Origin of the sequence: Rhodopseudomonas sp. BR0G17, assembly GCF_010907025.1 — a bacterium.
GTDB lineage: Bacteria > Pseudomonadota > Alphaproteobacteria > Rhizobiales > Xanthobacteraceae > Rhodopseudomonas > Rhodopseudomonas palustris_H.
Map to the genome: position 1 here is coordinate 1 of NZ_QUML01000057.1, position 14,031 is coordinate 14,031.

Annotated in this window: 14 protein-coding genes, 1 tRNA gene and 1 pseudogene; 8 read left to right on the forward strand and 8 right to left on the reverse strand. The window is 65.3% G+C overall.

The annotated features are described in order from the left end of the window. The 3 genes from DY467_RS24450 to DY467_RS24460 all read left to right on the forward strand — a co-directional run. The coding region (locus tag DY467_RS24450; RefSeq protein WP_349627689.1) for a MarR family winged helix-turn-helix transcriptional regulator at positions 1-545 on the forward strand (545 nt) is incomplete at its 5' end. Then, positions 532-1,266: a HEAT repeat domain-containing protein gene (locus DY467_RS24455; RefSeq protein ID WP_164639592.1), complete on the forward strand. Its 735-nt coding sequence runs from the start codon at positions 532-534 to the stop codon at positions 1,264-1,266. The genes DY467_RS24450 and DY467_RS24455, both read left to right, overlap by 14 nt. A 26-nt stretch (positions 1,267-1,292) precedes the next feature. Continuing rightward, complete coding sequence (locus DY467_RS24460) at positions 1,293-1,628, forward strand: DUF6616 family protein (RefSeq protein ID WP_164639594.1); 336 nt, start codon at positions 1,293-1,295, stop codon at positions 1,626-1,628. A gap of 208 nt (positions 1,629-1,836) precedes the next feature. On the opposite strand, the gene DY467_RS26295 is transcribed toward DY467_RS24460, so the two are convergent. The 3 genes from DY467_RS26295 to DY467_RS24470 all read right to left on the reverse strand — a co-directional run bounded on the left by DY467_RS26295 (position 1,837) and on the right by DY467_RS24470 (position 3,297). After that, complete coding sequence (locus DY467_RS26295) at positions 1,837-2,364, reverse strand: amidase family protein (protein WP_205502767.1); 528 nt, start codon at positions 2,362-2,364, stop codon at positions 1,837-1,839. A gap of 30 nt (positions 2,365-2,394) precedes the next feature. Next, entirely contained in the window at positions 2,395-3,042 is a 648-nt protein-coding gene (locus DY467_RS26300; protein ID WP_205502769.1) for an amidase family protein, read from the reverse strand. 161 nt (positions 3,043-3,203) lie between these two features. Further along, positions 3,204-3,297, reverse strand: a tRNA-Ser gene (locus DY467_RS24470). 608 nt (positions 3,298-3,905) lie between these two features. Here DY467_RS24470 and DY467_RS24475 point away from each other — a divergent pair. Continuing rightward, entirely contained in the window at positions 3,906-5,360 is a 1,455-nt protein-coding gene (locus DY467_RS24475; protein WP_164639596.1) for a porin, read from the forward strand. Between the two features lie 293 nt (positions 5,361-5,653). Here DY467_RS24475 and DY467_RS24480 read toward each other — a convergent pair whose 3' ends face one another. Both DY467_RS24480 and DY467_RS24485 read right to left on the reverse strand, forming a co-directional pair. Continuing rightward, positions 5,654-7,888 carry a lytic transglycosylase domain-containing protein gene (locus DY467_RS24480; RefSeq protein WP_164639597.1) on the reverse strand — a complete coding sequence of 745 codons (2,235 nt, stop codon included), beginning with the start codon at positions 7,886-7,888 and terminating at the stop codon, positions 5,654-5,656. 220 nt (positions 7,889-8,108) lie between these two features. Further along, positions 8,109-8,723: a BA14K family protein gene (locus DY467_RS24485; protein ID WP_164639599.1), complete on the reverse strand. Its 615-nt coding sequence runs from the start codon at positions 8,721-8,723 to the stop codon at positions 8,109-8,111. On the opposite strand from DY467_RS24485, the gene DY467_RS24490 reads away from it, so the two are divergent. Continuing rightward, positions 8,680-8,820: a hypothetical protein gene (locus DY467_RS24490; RefSeq protein ID WP_164639589.1), complete on the forward strand. Its 141-nt coding sequence runs from the start codon at positions 8,680-8,682 to the stop codon at positions 8,818-8,820. The genes DY467_RS24485 and DY467_RS24490 overlap by 44 nt on opposite strands. A gap of 146 nt (positions 8,821-8,966) precedes the next feature. Then, a complete protein-coding gene (locus DY467_RS24495; RefSeq protein WP_011157971.1) occupies positions 8,967-9,377 on the forward strand; it encodes an NADH:ubiquinone oxidoreductase subunit NDUFA12 in 411 nt (136 codons plus the stop codon). A gap of 39 nt (positions 9,378-9,416) precedes the next feature. Here the strand turns inward: DY467_RS24495 and DY467_RS24500 are convergent, their stop codons facing one another. Further along, complete coding sequence (locus DY467_RS24500; protein ID WP_164639601.1) at positions 9,417-10,106, reverse strand: DJ-1/PfpI family protein; 690 nt, start codon at positions 10,104-10,106, stop codon at positions 9,417-9,419. Between the two features lie 123 nt (positions 10,107-10,229). On the opposite strand from DY467_RS24500, the gene DY467_RS24505 reads away from it, so the two are divergent. After that, the gene (locus DY467_RS24505) at positions 10,230-11,168 is read left to right on the forward strand and encodes a GlxA family transcriptional regulator (RefSeq protein WP_164639603.1); all 939 of its coding nucleotides are present in this window, start codon (positions 10,230-10,232) and stop codon (positions 11,166-11,168) included. A 20-nt stretch (positions 11,169-11,188) separates the two neighbouring features. Here DY467_RS24505 and DY467_RS24510 read toward each other — a convergent pair whose 3' ends face one another. Together DY467_RS24510 and lipP1 are read right to left on the reverse strand one after the other, a co-directional pair. Continuing rightward, on the reverse strand, positions 11,189-12,523 hold the full coding sequence (locus tag DY467_RS24510) for an agarase (RefSeq protein ID WP_164639604.1): 1,335 nt from the start codon (positions 12,521-12,523) through the stop codon (positions 11,189-11,191). A gap of 107 nt (positions 12,524-12,630) precedes the next feature. Then, complete coding sequence (gene lipP1 / locus DY467_RS24515; RefSeq protein ID WP_164639606.1) at positions 12,631-13,575, reverse strand: LipP1 family hormone-sensitive lipase; 945 nt, start codon at positions 13,573-13,575, stop codon at positions 12,631-12,633. A gap of 231 nt (positions 13,576-13,806) precedes the next feature. Between lipP1 and DY467_RS24520 the strand changes: the two are divergent. Continuing rightward, positions 13,807-14,031: pseudogene (locus DY467_RS24520) on the forward strand (DUF2155 domain-containing protein); the annotation flags it as partial.

Genomic DNA, 14,031 nt, shown 5'->3' on the forward strand with positions numbered 1-14,031 from the left:
ATATTATATGGTGGCTTATGATCAAGCTCGACGAGAAGTATGGGGCTCTCCTCCAACGAGCGGGAGCCCACGACGAGGGCACGGTCGAATGTATGCGGCTGTGCTTCGAGCTCCTGACACTGACGACTGCGATCGACCGCGATTGTGCGAGCCGGCTCGGGGCGCATGGCGTGTCGGAAGGCAAGTTCGTTTTGTTGTTCCTTTTGAGCGACACGAAAGATGGCCTGTCGCCGCATGAGCTAGCCGAGCAGGCAGGCGTGACCCGCGGCACGATTACGGGGCTGCTCGATGGCCTGGAGCGCGACGGTTATGTTGATCGCCTCTCGCACGATGAAGACCGCCGCAAGCTTGTTGTGCGCCTGAAGCCAAAGGGGCGCCGATTGGCGAGGGAGCTTACGGCGACGCATGGTCGTTGGATTGCCTCTCTGTTTTCAGACTTCTCGGAAACGGAAAGGGCTTCGCTCCGTCGCCTCCTCGCAAAGGCGTATGTTCGCACGGATGCCGGCCGCGCGGGATTGAAAGGGGGCGATGATGACCCGGCGTGACGGCCGCGCTGCTGCGTTGAATAGCGGTCAAGCTGAAGCCGCCACCCTTGCTGAAGTGTTGGTGGTCGACACGCCGATCCTGTTCCGGTCCGTCTTTCCCGAGGCTCCCGATCGCTGCTCAGCCGAGGTCGATGCCGTTGGCCGTCTCGGCATCTCGGCGCGTATGGCGGCGATGGGCCAACTGCTGGTGAGGTGGCCCGGGTCGGCTGTGATCGAGAGACTGCACCATCATCGCAGCGACACGGTGCGCGGCTGGGGCTGCTTCATCATTGGAGCGCAGAATATGAGCCTGCGGGAGCGGCTCGCGGCCATTCGCCCCTTCGCCGACGATCCACACTTCGGCGTTCGCGAATGGGCATGGTTGGCGGTGCGTCCTGCAATCGCTGAGCGTCTGGACGATGCTCTCACGATTCTATCGGATTGGGCGGCCGATCCTTCCGAGCGCATCCGTCGCTTCGCCAGTGAGGCGACACGGCCCCGTGGTGTCTGGTGCAAACATATCGCGGCACTCAAGGCCAATCCTGAGCCTGGCCGCGTGCTGCTCGATCAGCTTAGGGCTGACCCGGCAGCTTATGTGCAGGATTCGGTCGGCAACTGGCTGAACGATGCCGCCAAGACGAGGCCCGAATGGGTGCGCCACCTCGTCGATGAATGGCTCGCGCATTCTGCGCCGAGCGCAACGCAGCGGATCGCAAAGCGGGCGCTACGGTCGATCGACTAGTCTTGATGTCTTGCAAGGAACTACGTGTGACTCAGATTTTGATCGAGCTTTACGATCCCACACCTGAATGGCTCGCACTGTCCAGCCAAGATCGGCAGGCGCTGTTCGCCGAGATCGGCGCAGGAATGGGGGGGCTTCTCGCGCTGGGCATCGAGCCTCTCGCCTTTGGTGAAGTCGACACCGCCGCTTCGTACAGTGCGCCGCAGCTCTTTTTTGCCGTCTGGCGTGCGCCTGACCGCGAATCCCTTGATGCCCTGATGGCCGGCATCGCGGCGTCCGGATGGCACAGCTATTTCGCGACCGTGAACGCCGCTGGGGCAATCTCGGATCTCGCCGCGCATCTCGGGCAGCTCGACGCCTGAGGCGAAACCTGAGGCAGAGGATTGCGGGACGGTGTGATCGAAAAAGCCTTCGCGATCGCCACGAAGGCAGTCGGCGATTTTGATTCTATTGAGGTGCCACTGGGCAGGCGTCACAAAACTGGCGGACCGAAGCCGATGAAGCAGAGAACTACACCGACGCTATAGCCCTCTTAATCTTGGCAAGAGCAAAGCCCTAAACGGGCCAGGATCAGTGGGGCAGCTCTCTTACCGCATTCAACAGGAACTCGTCGCAATAGTGGCCCGCGACGAAGGACAGACCAACCGGACAACCTTCGACGGTCATCATCGGAGCAGAGACTTCCGGTAAGTGCGCCACGCCGGAAAATGCAGTGATGGTCATTGTCGGATCATAGAAATCCATAACCGCTTCCAGCGTGTTCAGGGACCCTTTCTTCGGGGCGATCTTCGGTGTCGTGGGAAAGCAGATGATCGTGTCGGGCGCGAAGAAGGCGTTGATCTGATGGAATAAACGTTCACACCGAGCGATGTTGTCCAGCGCCGCGATACGGTCGAACTTTTGGACGTTTCCGTAAGCCATCGCGAAAGTGAAGCCGAGTTCTGGCCGGAAGGCTTCGATCCAGTTCCCCACAGTCGACTGAAACTCGGCTGTTTGCAGATCGCGCAACGCGTTCAGGTTGCACGCTTGCAGCGCGCAGGCCTCTCCAACGATCTCGGAAAATCTGATCGGCACGAAGTCAATGCCGGTGTCGGACACCAGGCGCTCAAGGGCGCCCCGGAACTGTTCCTAAACGGCGGCGTCGGCAAGCTCTAGTGCGTCCTGCAGAACGAAAATGCGCTTCAGCGAAGCCGAGGAGGATGTCCGTCCATTGAGCAAGACGCGCATCGCGGTATCAAGCACGTCGCAGCGATCCGCCAACACACCTACGGTACTGACGCTTGGCTGAAACGGCAGGACTCCTGCCTCGGAAATCCGGTGAAGAGAGGGGCGCATCCCCCAAAGGCCGCACAAACTTGCCGGAACACGGATGGAGCCGCCCGCATCCGTGCAGAGCGAGAAATCGGCAAGGCCATTGCTGACCGAGGCCGCAGAGCCGCTGGAGGAGCCACCAGGAACACGATCCGGCGCTTTGCCGTTGCGCGGTGTGCCAAAATAGAAGCTCTCCCCGTCGAGGCTGTACGTAAACTCATCGGCGACAACCTTGCCGACGCAGCGCGCACCGGCACCCAGCAATTGATCGACACAAAGGGCGTTGTGAGCTGGTGCCGGATGTGCGTCTCGCCACGCTGGGCTGCCATAGGATGTCTTGTGCCCTGCGATGTCGATGTTGTCTTTCACCGTGAAGCGCAGCCCATCCAGCGGACCTTCGCGCATTGGGGCGAGATCCAACTGTTCGACCAGTCCTAAGGACGCGTCAGCTGCGAGCTTAGGCATGTCCTCTTTTCCCTGACGCGAAAAGGTGAGTTGTGTATCCGCTGTCGCACAACCCGATTCAACGGCGCACCGTCACGTCCAAGCGGCGGCCTATCTGCCTGCTGGGTGGATGTGCGGTGATCGGTGGCTGTATCGCCGCCAGAGAGGGGAATCGGCGGGAATGGCGGAGACGGAGGGATTCGAACCCTCGATAGGGCTTTACAACCCTATAACGGTTTAGCAAACCGCCGCCTTCAGCCACTCGGCCACGTCTCCGGTGCGCTCGATATGCCCGACACGGTCGCGGCTCGCAAGCGGGATTGCGCAGATTGCACCGCGACCTTTGGGCCTGTGCACGAGAATGTCGGCTCGACGCGGGGCAGGGCGCTTGCATTTCGCCGGTTGGCAGCTCCGCCGGTGTCGCGGAGACGTTCGGATTCGTCCCAGCAGAGGAATCGATTCTCAGGACTCCGCCCCTGCAGACCGCGTATTTGCCGCTTGGCGGGCAGCTCATCCACCGCGGCCCGACTGTTGCAGTGCGGCATTACCCGCCGAACTCAATTTAGAAAGTGTAATTAAAACAGATGGTTGTGTCAGCCGTCGGAAACGGGTGAGTGCTATTTGTGCAACACCCCTCCCGAAAACGGGGCCAGAGCATGGCTCCCTTGTTGCTTGTGCATCACTGTTAGGTAATTGTCGTGGTGCGACGGAGGGGGGCATCCCGAGGTCGCCCCGTAATAGGTGGTTCGCTTAAGTCCCTCGCGTTCAGCGGGTGTGTCCAAAGGCGCGAAGCGGCTAGGCGGGTTTCTGGGATTAAGGGACCACAGCGGGTGCTTGCACTTTGCGGATCGGAACCTTCCCGACAGAGCAACTTGGAGGTTTACATGAACATCGTTAAGGGCCTGTTCCTCGGCTCAGCGGCGGCGCTTCTCGCCGTCGGCGGCGCGCAGGCGGCCGATCTCCCGTTGAAGGCCAAGGCGGTCGAATACGTGAAGGTCTGCTCGATCTACGGCGCGGGCTTCTACTACATCCCGGGTACCGATACCTGCATCAAGCTCGGCGGCTACCTGCGCGCCGACCTGACGCTCGCCGGCAGCGGCGCGTACAACTCGCCCGCCTGGGCTGGTGCCGCTGGCCAGAAGAACCGCCTCGCGAACGACTACGTCTTCCGGTCTCGTCAGGACATCAACATCGATACCCGCACCGCGACCGAGTACGGCGTGGTTCGTACCTACTTCGATGCGGTGTTCCAGTGGACCACTGGCTCCGACACCGTCGCCAACGGCTCGCTCGGCGTGTACTACGCCTTCGTGCAGTTCGCCGGCTTCACCTTCGGTAAGGCAGTGTCGCAGTTCGACACGCCCTGGACCGGCTATCCGGGCAACAACACCTCGTTCCTGATCGGCGGCTACGACGACGTCACCGGCATCAACCAGGTGTCGTACACCGCGGAATTCGGCAACGGCGTGTCGGCCTCGATCTCGCTCGAAGATCAGTCGTCGTACCTGCAGTCGGCGCTGTACAACGTCTCGTCCGCTCCGAACTTCCTGGCCTACGGCGCCAACTCCTACGCCGGCACCTCGATCCCCGACATCGTCGGCAAGATCCGTGTCGACCAGGCTTGGGGTCTGTTCCAGGTTTCGGCCGCGGCGCACCAGGTTCGCGCCAGCTACTACAACACCGCGCTTGAGACCTCCGGTCATCCGAGCGACACCTGGGGCTATGCTGTTCAGGGCGCTCTGTCGCTCAAGAACCTGCCGACCGGCCCCGGCGACAGCATCAACATCACGGCGACCTACTCGAACGGCGCGACCCGTTACGTGCTGGGCGGCGTGAGCCCGAACTCGTTCGCGATCTACGGCAACAACTCGGTCCCGGGTACCTACCAGAGCGTCGCGTTCGGTGTTGCGGCTGACGGCGTGTTCGCCGGCCTCAACAACCTGACCGGCACCGGCATCGAGAAGACCAATGCCTGGGGCGTCCGTGGTGCGTTCAACCACAACTGGAACCCCTACTGGTCGAGCTCGCTGTTCGGTTCGTACACCAAGATCGACTACAACGGCACCGCGACTGCTCTGATCTGCGGCGCTCTCGGCGTTGCGAACACCGCCGGCTTCAACTGCAATCCGGACTTCGCGATTGCTCAGGTCGGCACTGTCACCCGCTGGACCCCGGTCAAGAACCTGACGTTCTCGGGCGAAGTTCTCTACACCTACCTTGACCAGGCCTCCTCGGGCGTGCTGCCGCTGACCGCTTCGGCGACCAAGCCGCAGGCGAACTACGAGTTCAAGGACCAGGGCGTCTGGAGCGGCAACCTCCGCGTTCAGCGCAACTTCTGATCCCCGCTTCTCGAAGCGAGATCTGATGAACCCCGGCGGGCAACCGCCGGGGTTTTTCGTTGTCTCCCATTCGTTGTCTCACGTCGTGGGCCGATTGCGTGAATTGAGATGCTGCCGCTGCGATTGGCGAGACATAAGGCGCGCGTGCACCGGCGTCTCTCTGGGGGCTCGAGGCAAAGCCGCACCGCGACGGAGCTCTCAGCAGAGCGATGATCGTGCGCGAAATTCGGCGATGCGCTGGGCTGCTGGGCAGGATGCTCTGGAACGGATACCGACCGCTAAAGCCAGCGCCGCTATTCGGTCCCGACGCCGGCACCGCGGCGGAGGTCGGCTTCGATCTGCAAACGGTGGCCGCCGCCGAAGCGGGCGCGATAGACCTGCAGGTTCTCCATGATCCGCTGCACGTAGTTGCGCGTTTCTGCGAACGGAATCAGTTCGACCCAATCCACCGCGTCGACCTTCGGATCGCGTGGATCGCCATAGCGTTCGACCCATTTGCGGACGCTGCCGCGGCCGGCGTTGTAGCCGGCGAAGGTCATGATGTAGGAGCCGCGATAGTCTTCGATCAGGCCGCCGAGTTCGGCGGCGCCGAGCGCCGCGTTGTAAACCGAATCGGTTTTGAGGCGCTGTAGATCGAAGGTGCAGCCGTGGCGGCGGCAAACGTATTTGCCGGCGTCGGGCGTCACCTGCATCAGGCCGTACGCATTGGCAGGCGAAACGACTGCCGGATTGAAGGCGCTCTCCTGGCGGGCGATCGCATAGACGATGGCGCGTTCGACGTCGGGGCCTACCGAGCGGAACTGCGGAATGCCGTTGACCGGGTAGGCGTAGTGATCGAACGGCAGACCGCGATTGAGTGCGGCTTTGCCGACCAGCAGCATCGCACGCGCATCGTTGCGCCGTTCTGCGACTTCGCTCAGCCCGATCAGTGCGTCGACATCGCCGTTCTCGCCGACATCGGCGAAGATCGGAATCGCCATCTCACCTTCATCGATCGCATAGAGCAGGCTCACCGCGCGGACGATCTCGAGCCGGTCGGCGTTGCGGCCACCGGATGGTGGACCGTTGAGATCGAGCTGCGCCAGACCGAGCTTCGCGCGCGACAGTTGACCGTAATAGCTGGTGGAATGCGCCGCCGATGCCGAGTAAGCGGCGCGCGCCTCCTGGATGCGCCCGGCAGCTTCGGCGGCGCGGCCCTGCCAATAGCCGGCGCGTGCGAGGGCCGTGGGGTTGGTGGTGTCGCGTCCGAGTCGTGCGAAGTGCTGTGCGGCCGTCGCGGGATCATTCAGAAACCGCAGCGCGATCCAACCCGCGGTGAATTCATGTTCGGTCCTGTAGATCGCCTTGGTCGGAGTCGCTGCATCGCGCGCCACCAGATAGGCGAGGCGATAATCGCCGATGTCGATCAGCTTGCGCGCGACCAGTCGGCGCTCGATCCACCATTCGTCGAGATTGTGCAGCCGGGCCGGATCGCGCGGGACCGTCAGCATCAGCCGTCCGGCCTCCGCGATCATGTCATCGCGGCGCAGCACTTGGATCTTGCTGAAAAGAAAGCCCGGGTCGTGGTGTAGTTCGGATGGGACGGCGGCGAGCAGCGCCTTGCCATTCGACGCTTTCTTGTCGACCGCGATACGCGCTCGCGCGAGGGCCAATTGAGCGGCGCCGAGGCGCTTGGCGGCGCGCAGCGCCGGGCCGAGATCGTCGCCGTACAGGAACGAATCCATCCGCGCTTTGTGGTCGCTCGGCGTGATCAGCGGTCCGAACAACTCCATCGCGGTGGTTTCGGTCGCCTCCGACATGGTGTCGTTGCGCCAGGCGTCGCGCACCAATTGCTCGGCGGTGCGGCGGTCACCGCGCGCCAGCACGGCACGCGCCAGCGCCAGTTTGCCCTTGCCGGTCGAAGGGCGCTCGTCTTCGAAGTAAGCGAGCACGGCGGAATCATCGCGCCGGTCGTCCCACAGCGCGGCCTCGGCGCGGCGGCGCAGGAAGCTCTGCGACGGCCAGCTCGGATTGGCGCGCACGAACGCCGCATAGCGTTCGACGCTCGCGCCGTTGTCCTCACTGCGCAGGATCACCCATTCGGCAAGCTTGCGCGCGACTGGATCGGAGATGGTGTTGGCGACCTCGGTGGCTTCGCCGGCCCGTTTTTTGCGGGCGAGTTCGATGACGTTTCCGAGCGCGCCGGCATCGGCGGAGGAGGTCGATGCGGTCGCAGCGATCGCAGAGCGCGTCGCCGGCTTGTGCAGCGCTGCGGTGGGCGGCCGCTGACGCATCGGCTCGACCGCTGCAGCAGGGCTGGTGACGGGGAGCTTGGTCGAGGGGCGAGGATCCGGAGCCGGCAGTGACTTCGCAACGTTCTTGGGGGCGGCACTCCGCGCCAGCGGTCGCGGCTTCGGGAGCGGCACCTTGCTGGCGGCGTCGGCAGCCTCGATCAATCCCGCAAAGCCCAAGCTGAGCGCCAGGATCGCCGTCGATGCCTTCAGGACGACCGTGAAACGCGGGCGGCGTTGTGATGATGATGGATGCAAAACGCTGCGGCCTCCCTGTGGGGGCGATTCGGCGATTCTGGCAGTATCGCCAGGGGAAGTGAAGGCGCCCGTTGGGACGGCCCTTCGCTTGCAGCGATTTGGGGGCGAAAACACGGCAAAACGATCAACGCTCGGTGAGTCCGATCGCCGCAGGTTTGCACCGTGCCAAACAAAAGCGGCGCCCGTGGAGGCGCCGCTCGTCGAGACGATAAGGGATTTACTACGGGCAGGGATGCCGACGGCCGTCGTAGCCGAGATAGGTGCCGGAGGCCGGATCGTATGATTTGTACCGGCGCCGGCAGTAGGCGTCGCCGCCATCGTCGTCCGGCGCGACCGTGACGGTCGGCTCGTCGTAGTAGCCGTAATCATACGGGTCGCCGTAATAGCCGTAAGAGTAAGGGGCTCCCCAGACACCGCCCACGGCGGCACCCGGCCAATACCCGCCGCGCCAACCGCCACCGTGCCAGCCCCCGCCGTGCCAATGCCGGCCGCCGCCACCGTGCCATCCGCCGCCACCTTGCCAGCCACCGCCTCCGCCTGCGACTCGCGGGCCGACCGGGGCACCACGGGCGATTGCCGCGCCGGCCAGGCCGCCGCGGCTGATTCCGCCGCCGCCGAACGCGGGACCGCCACCGCCGCCGCGGCCCATCCCCATTGCAGGACCGCCGCCACCTCCGCCGGCCACGGCGGGACCACCGCCGCCGCCACCACCGGCCGGCGCGCCACCACCACCGCCACCCGCCACTGCGGGGCCTTGCGCGAAGCTCGGCGTCGCCGTCAGGGGAAGGGCGATGGCCAATGCGGCCACGGCACTCAAGGTTCTCAAATTCAACATTATCGGCTCCATCGACGGGATTGGCTTGGAACGCCCGCGGTCTCAACCCGGCTGGATCGCCGTCGTTCCCATTCCGCCGCTTATCGGCGAAAGCTGATCCCGTTCAGTTGTATAAGGGCTGAATGAATTGCGGTGATTTTGCGGAACCTGGTCGTGGCGCTTGTTCGCAGGCATTCGCAACGGCTGGACAAGCGGGCCCGCTGGTGGCATCAGGGACTCTGTTGTCGCCGAGGATGCGCCGAGATGAAACTGTTTTTGCTGCGGATTTTTACCTGGTGGAACGGCTTCACGTTCGGCACCCAGCTGTGGACCTGGCGGTTCGGCGAGCTGGTCGGCACCGACGATCAGGGCAACCGCTACTTCCGCACCAAGGGCGGCAAGATCGACCCGACGCTGGGCTTCGAGCGGCGCTGGGTGCTGTACAACGGCTATGCAGAGCCGAGCCGGGTCCCGCCGGAATGGCACGGCTGGCTGCACAACGTTGTGGATGTGCCGCCGACCCAGGAGAGCTTCACGCCGCGCGAGTGGATGAAGCCGCACCAGCCGAACCGGACCGGCACGCCGCTGGCGCATCGCCCCACCGGCTCCACGCTGTCGACCGGCCGCCGGCCGAAGGCGACGGGCGACTATCAGCCCTGGACCCCCGGCGCCTGAGGCTTCTCGCTTCCGCGGCGGCCTGACAGGTCGCCGCCTTTAATCGCGTGACAGCCGATCGGCCGCACGCTTGACGGCGTCGATGCGGCGCTGACGCGCCCCCTGCATCCGCTGTTTCAGCATCGCCACCACCTCCTGCGGCGCGGTGTCCGGCGAGCCGGCGTTGAACGGCGGCGCCGGATTGTACTCCAGCATCAACTGGATCGCCTGCGCGGTCGGGCGGTCAGCCAGCAGCTCCACCAGCGTCAGCGCAAAATCGATTCCGGCGGTCACTCCGCCACCGCTGACACGATTGCGGTCGATGCAGACCCGCGACCGCTCCGGAATTGCCCCGAACGCCGCCAGATCCTCCAGCGCCGACCAATGCGTCGTCGCGCGGTAGCCGCGCAGCAGGCCCGCGGCGCCGAGCACCAGCGCGCCGGTGCAGACGGAGGTGAGATAGCGCGCCTGTTCCGCCTGCTGCCGCAGGAAGGCGAGGGTGTCCTCGTCATTGACCAGGTCGTCTGTGCCGGCGCCGCCGGGCACGCAGATGACATCGAGCTGCGGGCAGCGGTCGAAGTCGATGGTCGGCGGCAGCATCAGCGCGGTGTCGCTGGTGACCGGGGCCATCGTCTTGGCCACCAGATACACTCTCGCGTTCGGCAACCTCGAGAACACCTGCAGCGGCCCGGTGAGGTCGAGCTGCGTCAGGTTCGGAAACAGCAGCAGTCCGATGGTCGTGGTGGTCATGATGGTCTCCGTGAAACGGCCTGGCGCGTGTCAGCGCTTGACGGAGCCAATCTGGCATGCTCGGGTTTTGGCCGAAATGGCATATTTCCCTCGTTTTCAGACAAACCCTCAGCGAGGCGCTTCATGATCGGCGTGCTGATCTATACGGATTTCCAACTGCTCGATGCCGCAGGGCCGATCGCGGCGTTCGAGATCGCCGCACGCTACGCGAAGCTGGCGCCTGCCATCAGAGTGATGGCGGCAGAGGCCGGAGCGGTGCGTAGTTCGTCGGGCACCGAGCTGCTGGCGCGCGGCCTGCGCCATGATCGGGCGATACGGACGCTGATCGTTGCGGGTGGTGAAGGGGTTCGCGCGGCGGCGCAGTGTCCGCGGCTGCAGGCGTTCCTGAAGGCCGCGGCGAAACGCGGCTGCCGCATCGCGAGTGTCTGCTCGGGCGCCTATGTGCTGGCCGAAGCCGGACTGCTCGATGGCCGGCGCGCCACCACGCATTGGGGGCGCAGTCGTGACTTCCGCACGCGCTATCCGCAGGTTCGGCTGGAGCCGGATCGGATCTTCGTGCGCGACGGCGAGGTGTGGACCTCGGCCGGCATCAGCGCCGGCATCGATCTGGCGCTGGCGATCATCGCCGAGGATTACTCCGATGCGATCGCCCGCGACGTCGCGCGGCAGTTGGTGGTGGCGCAGCGGCGCGCCGGCGGTCAGTCGCAGTTCTCGTCGCTGATCGAGCTGCAGGCGCCGTCCGGGCGGTTCGTCGGACTGCTGTCGTGGATGCGCGAACATCTGGACACTCCGCTCACCGTCGAGCAATTGGCCGAGCAGGCGGGGATGAGCACGCGGCATTTCGCCCGCGCGTTTCGCGATGAAACCGGCACCACGCCGTCGAAGGCGGTGGAGCGGCTGCGGCTCGAAGTGGCGCGCAGCCGGGTGCAGGCTTCAGGTGAGGCGATCGAGTTGGTCGCACAGGCCACCGGCTTCGGCGATCCGGAGCGGATGCGCCGTGCCTTCATCCGCGCCTTTGGTCACCCGCCGCAAGCTCTGCGCCGCGCCGCGAAGGCGGCGTGACGATCGCGGCGGCTCCGTGATCAGGCCAACACCGGCGCGGTCTCGGCGTGAATCCGTTCGGCTGCGGCGTTGAGAGTCGTCATCGCCTGGGTCAGCTCGGGGTAGACCTCGTCTTCGATCGTCACGACGCCGTAGTTGGAGTCCTCGCCGTCCCAGCGGCCTTGCGCCGGCTGGTCGGCGTGGACGAACCAGTGGTAGCCGATCAGCACCGGATGGCGCAGCGCCGCGGTGGTGTAGCGCGTGAAGCCTTCCGCGCGCTCACGTTGCGTCGGCGTCCGCGGTCCGGCGCCGTGCGTATTGGGGAGACCTGCATCATCGCCGCGGAACGAGTATTCGCCGATCAGGCACGGCCGCCCGGTTTTGGCGTAGCCCTCGATCACCGCGTCCGGCAGCGGATCGTAGCAATTGACGCTGATCACGTCGCAATATCTGCCGGCCGCTTCGACGACGTCCTGCGGCGGCACGTAGGCGAACCTGGCGCCGAGCACGAGGTGATTGGGATCGGCCGCACGGATCGCAGCGGCGCTGACCGACAGATAGCGCTCGGCCAGCAGCCCGGCGAAGGCATCGCAATCCGCGAAGTAAGTGTGCGCGATCGGATCGTGCTCCTGCGCCCGATCGTTGGTGAAGAAGTTGCGGCGGAACGGCGGCGCCTGCAGCGGCGCGGCGGCGAGATCGTCCCACGATGACAGAGCGCATTGCCACGCCGCATTGAACTGATCGATGCTGTCGTAGCGGTTTTTCAGCAGCGCCAACGCGGCGCGCCGCGAGAATGGTGCCCCCATCGCGCGAAGGATGGTCGGCAGCAGTTCGTTTTCGCCGCGCCAATCCGGTCCCCACGGCAATTCGTTATCGGTGAACCAGCCGAGCACGTGCGGATCGTCGCTCTGCGGCGTGCAGACTTTGCGCGCGTGCGCGCGTGCGAACTGCTCGAATTCCGGATCGAAGATGTCGCACAGCGGCCAGCCGCCGCGCTGTTCGCCGAAGGCGGTCGCGACATAGACGACGCCGGCGGCGGAGGCGAGGGGAACGGCGCCGGCGCCTGCGATCTCCGGCTCCGACCAGGCGCCGAGCGTGTTGAAGCCCCAGGAGGCGAGGCGGTCGGCCGCGACGCGGCGCCACGCTTCGCGGCTGCCGTACTTGCGCGTGCAGGCTTCGCGATACGGCCGTCGATCGGTGCCCTGAACGTTGTCATGGTCGAACTGCACGGAGACCACGCCCTTGGACAGAAACCGTCCGCCGTCCGGATCGATGAACCACCACACGCCGTCGATCTGTTCGGTTCGGAAGAAACCACTGGCCTCGACCTTGCGATCGGCAAGGCCGCCCCAGCGCGTGCGTGCAAGTTCAGTCATTCCGTCGTGACGACCGGCGCCCACGCGCCGCTGCTCCCTGTTGACCGCGCAAATCCTCGGACGGCTGGAGCGCGGTCACGTTGACGCCGGTCAATGCCGGCCTGCGGCTAAAGCGCCTTCAGCCACTCGCCGATCTCGCGCACCGCGACGTTGGCCTGCGGCAGCAGCTTGCCCATGGTGAAGAAGCCGTGGAATTGCCCCGGATAGGTCCGATGCACCACCGGGACGCCGGCGTCGGCGAGGCGGCGGGCGTATTCGTCGCCTTCGTCGCGCAGCGGATCGGCGCCGGCGGTGATGACCAAGGCTGGCGGCAGGCCCGCAAGGGTTTCGGCACGCGCCGGCGAGGCGCGCCAGTCGTCGGCATCCTGCGCGCCGCCGAGATAGTGATCGCGAAACCAACGGATCACCGAATGCGTCAACAGCACGCTGGTCTCCGGCTCGCTGTGCGACGGATGCTGCATCGAGAAATCGGTGGCGGGATAGATCAGCACCTGACCGGCGAGCAAGGGGCCGCCGTGATCGCGGGCATGCAGCGCGACCACCGCGGAGAGGTTGCCGCCGGCGCTGTCGCCACCGACGCTGAGCTGTTCGGGATCGATGCCGAGCATCTTGGCGTTGTCAGCGATCCAGCGCGTCGCGGCGATCGCGTCGTCGACGGCAGCGGGGAATTTGTGCTCGGGCGCGAGCCGGTAGTCGACCGAGATCACCAGCAGTTCGCCGTCATGGGCGATGCCGCGGCAGACGACGTCGTGAGTCTCGAGATCGCCGATCACCCAGCCGCCGCCATGAAAGAACACCAGCGCCGGCGCCAGACCCTCGTCCTGGCGGAGTTTGTTCGGGGTGTAGAGCCGGGCCGGGATATCGCCGGCCGGGCCGGGGATCGCGATCGAACGGACCGACGCCATTTCGGCCGGATCGGGATTGCTGACCAGCCGCGCCGCCGAGTAGTAGGCGCGGGCTTCGTCGGCGGTCAGTGTCTCGTAAGCCGGGCGTCCGGCGTCCTGGAAGGCCTTGTAAACGGCAGCGGCGTCGGGATCGAGCTTGGCGGGCATGGGGCTTCCTCTTGCTTCCCGGTTCGAGCCGGGGCTTGCTTATTCGCCGGCGGTAGGACCGCCGGGATTTGAAACCAATATCTCAGGAGTTCCTCGCAATAGCCAGCCGCGTCGGCCGGAGCCGCCACGCCCTTTCCCCGCCGTATTCCCCGTGTTAACCGGGAGGCCAATGCGAGCGGCCCGAAGCTGTAGAATGTCGCAAGCCTGATTCGTCGATTGAAGCCGCGCGGAATGTCCCGAAGCCTGAGCCTAGTCGGTCTTGCGGCGTTGATCGTCGCCCCGTTGATCGCGTTTGCGCCTCCCGCGCAGGCGCAGATCGGCAACATCTTCTCGGATCCGCCGCCGCGGCCGCCGGGAACGGTGCCGCGTGGCGCGCCGCCGCCTGCCGACGACGAAGAGGAAGAGGTCCCGGATCTGCCGCCGCAGGGGCGGGTGCTGCCCGCGCCGGGCCGCGCG

Bases quoted from the DNA above. Each gene is read 5' to 3' on its own strand.
- DY467_RS24500 (WP_164639601.1), bottom strand. From the start codon at position 10,106: ATGACCACCACGACCATCGGACTGCTGCTGTTTCCGAACCTGACGCAG.
- DY467_RS24485 (WP_164639599.1), bottom strand. From the start codon at position 8,723: ATGTTGAATTTGAGAACCTTGAGTGCCGTGGCCGCATTGGCCATCGCC.
- DY467_RS24510 (WP_164639604.1), bottom strand. From the start codon at position 12,523: ATGACTGAACTTGCACGCACGCGCTGGGGCGGCCTTGCCGATCGCAAG.
- lipP1 (WP_164639606.1), bottom strand. From the start codon at position 13,575: ATGCCCGCCAAGCTCGATCCCGACGCCGCTGCCGTTTACAAGGCCTTC.
- DY467_RS26300 (WP_205502769.1), bottom strand. From the start codon at position 3,042: ATGCCTAAGCTCGCAGCTGACGCGTCCTTAGGACTGGTCGAACAGTTG.
- DY467_RS24475 (WP_164639596.1), top strand. From the start codon at position 3,906: ATGAACATCGTTAAGGGCCTGTTCCTCGGCTCAGCGGCGGCGCTTCTC.
- DY467_RS24455 (WP_164639592.1), top strand. From the start codon at position 532: ATGACCCGGCGTGACGGCCGCGCTGCTGCGTTGAATAGCGGTCAAGCT.
- DY467_RS24495 (WP_011157971.1), top strand. From the start codon at position 8,967: ATGAAACTGTTTTTGCTGCGGATTTTTACCTGGTGGAACGGCTTCACG.
- DY467_RS24505 (WP_164639603.1), top strand. From the start codon at position 10,230: ATGATCGGCGTGCTGATCTATACGGATTTCCAACTGCTCGATGCCGCA.
- DY467_RS24490 (WP_164639589.1), top strand. From the start codon at position 8,680: ATGGCCAATGCGGCCACGGCACTCAAGGTTCTCAAATTCAACATTATC.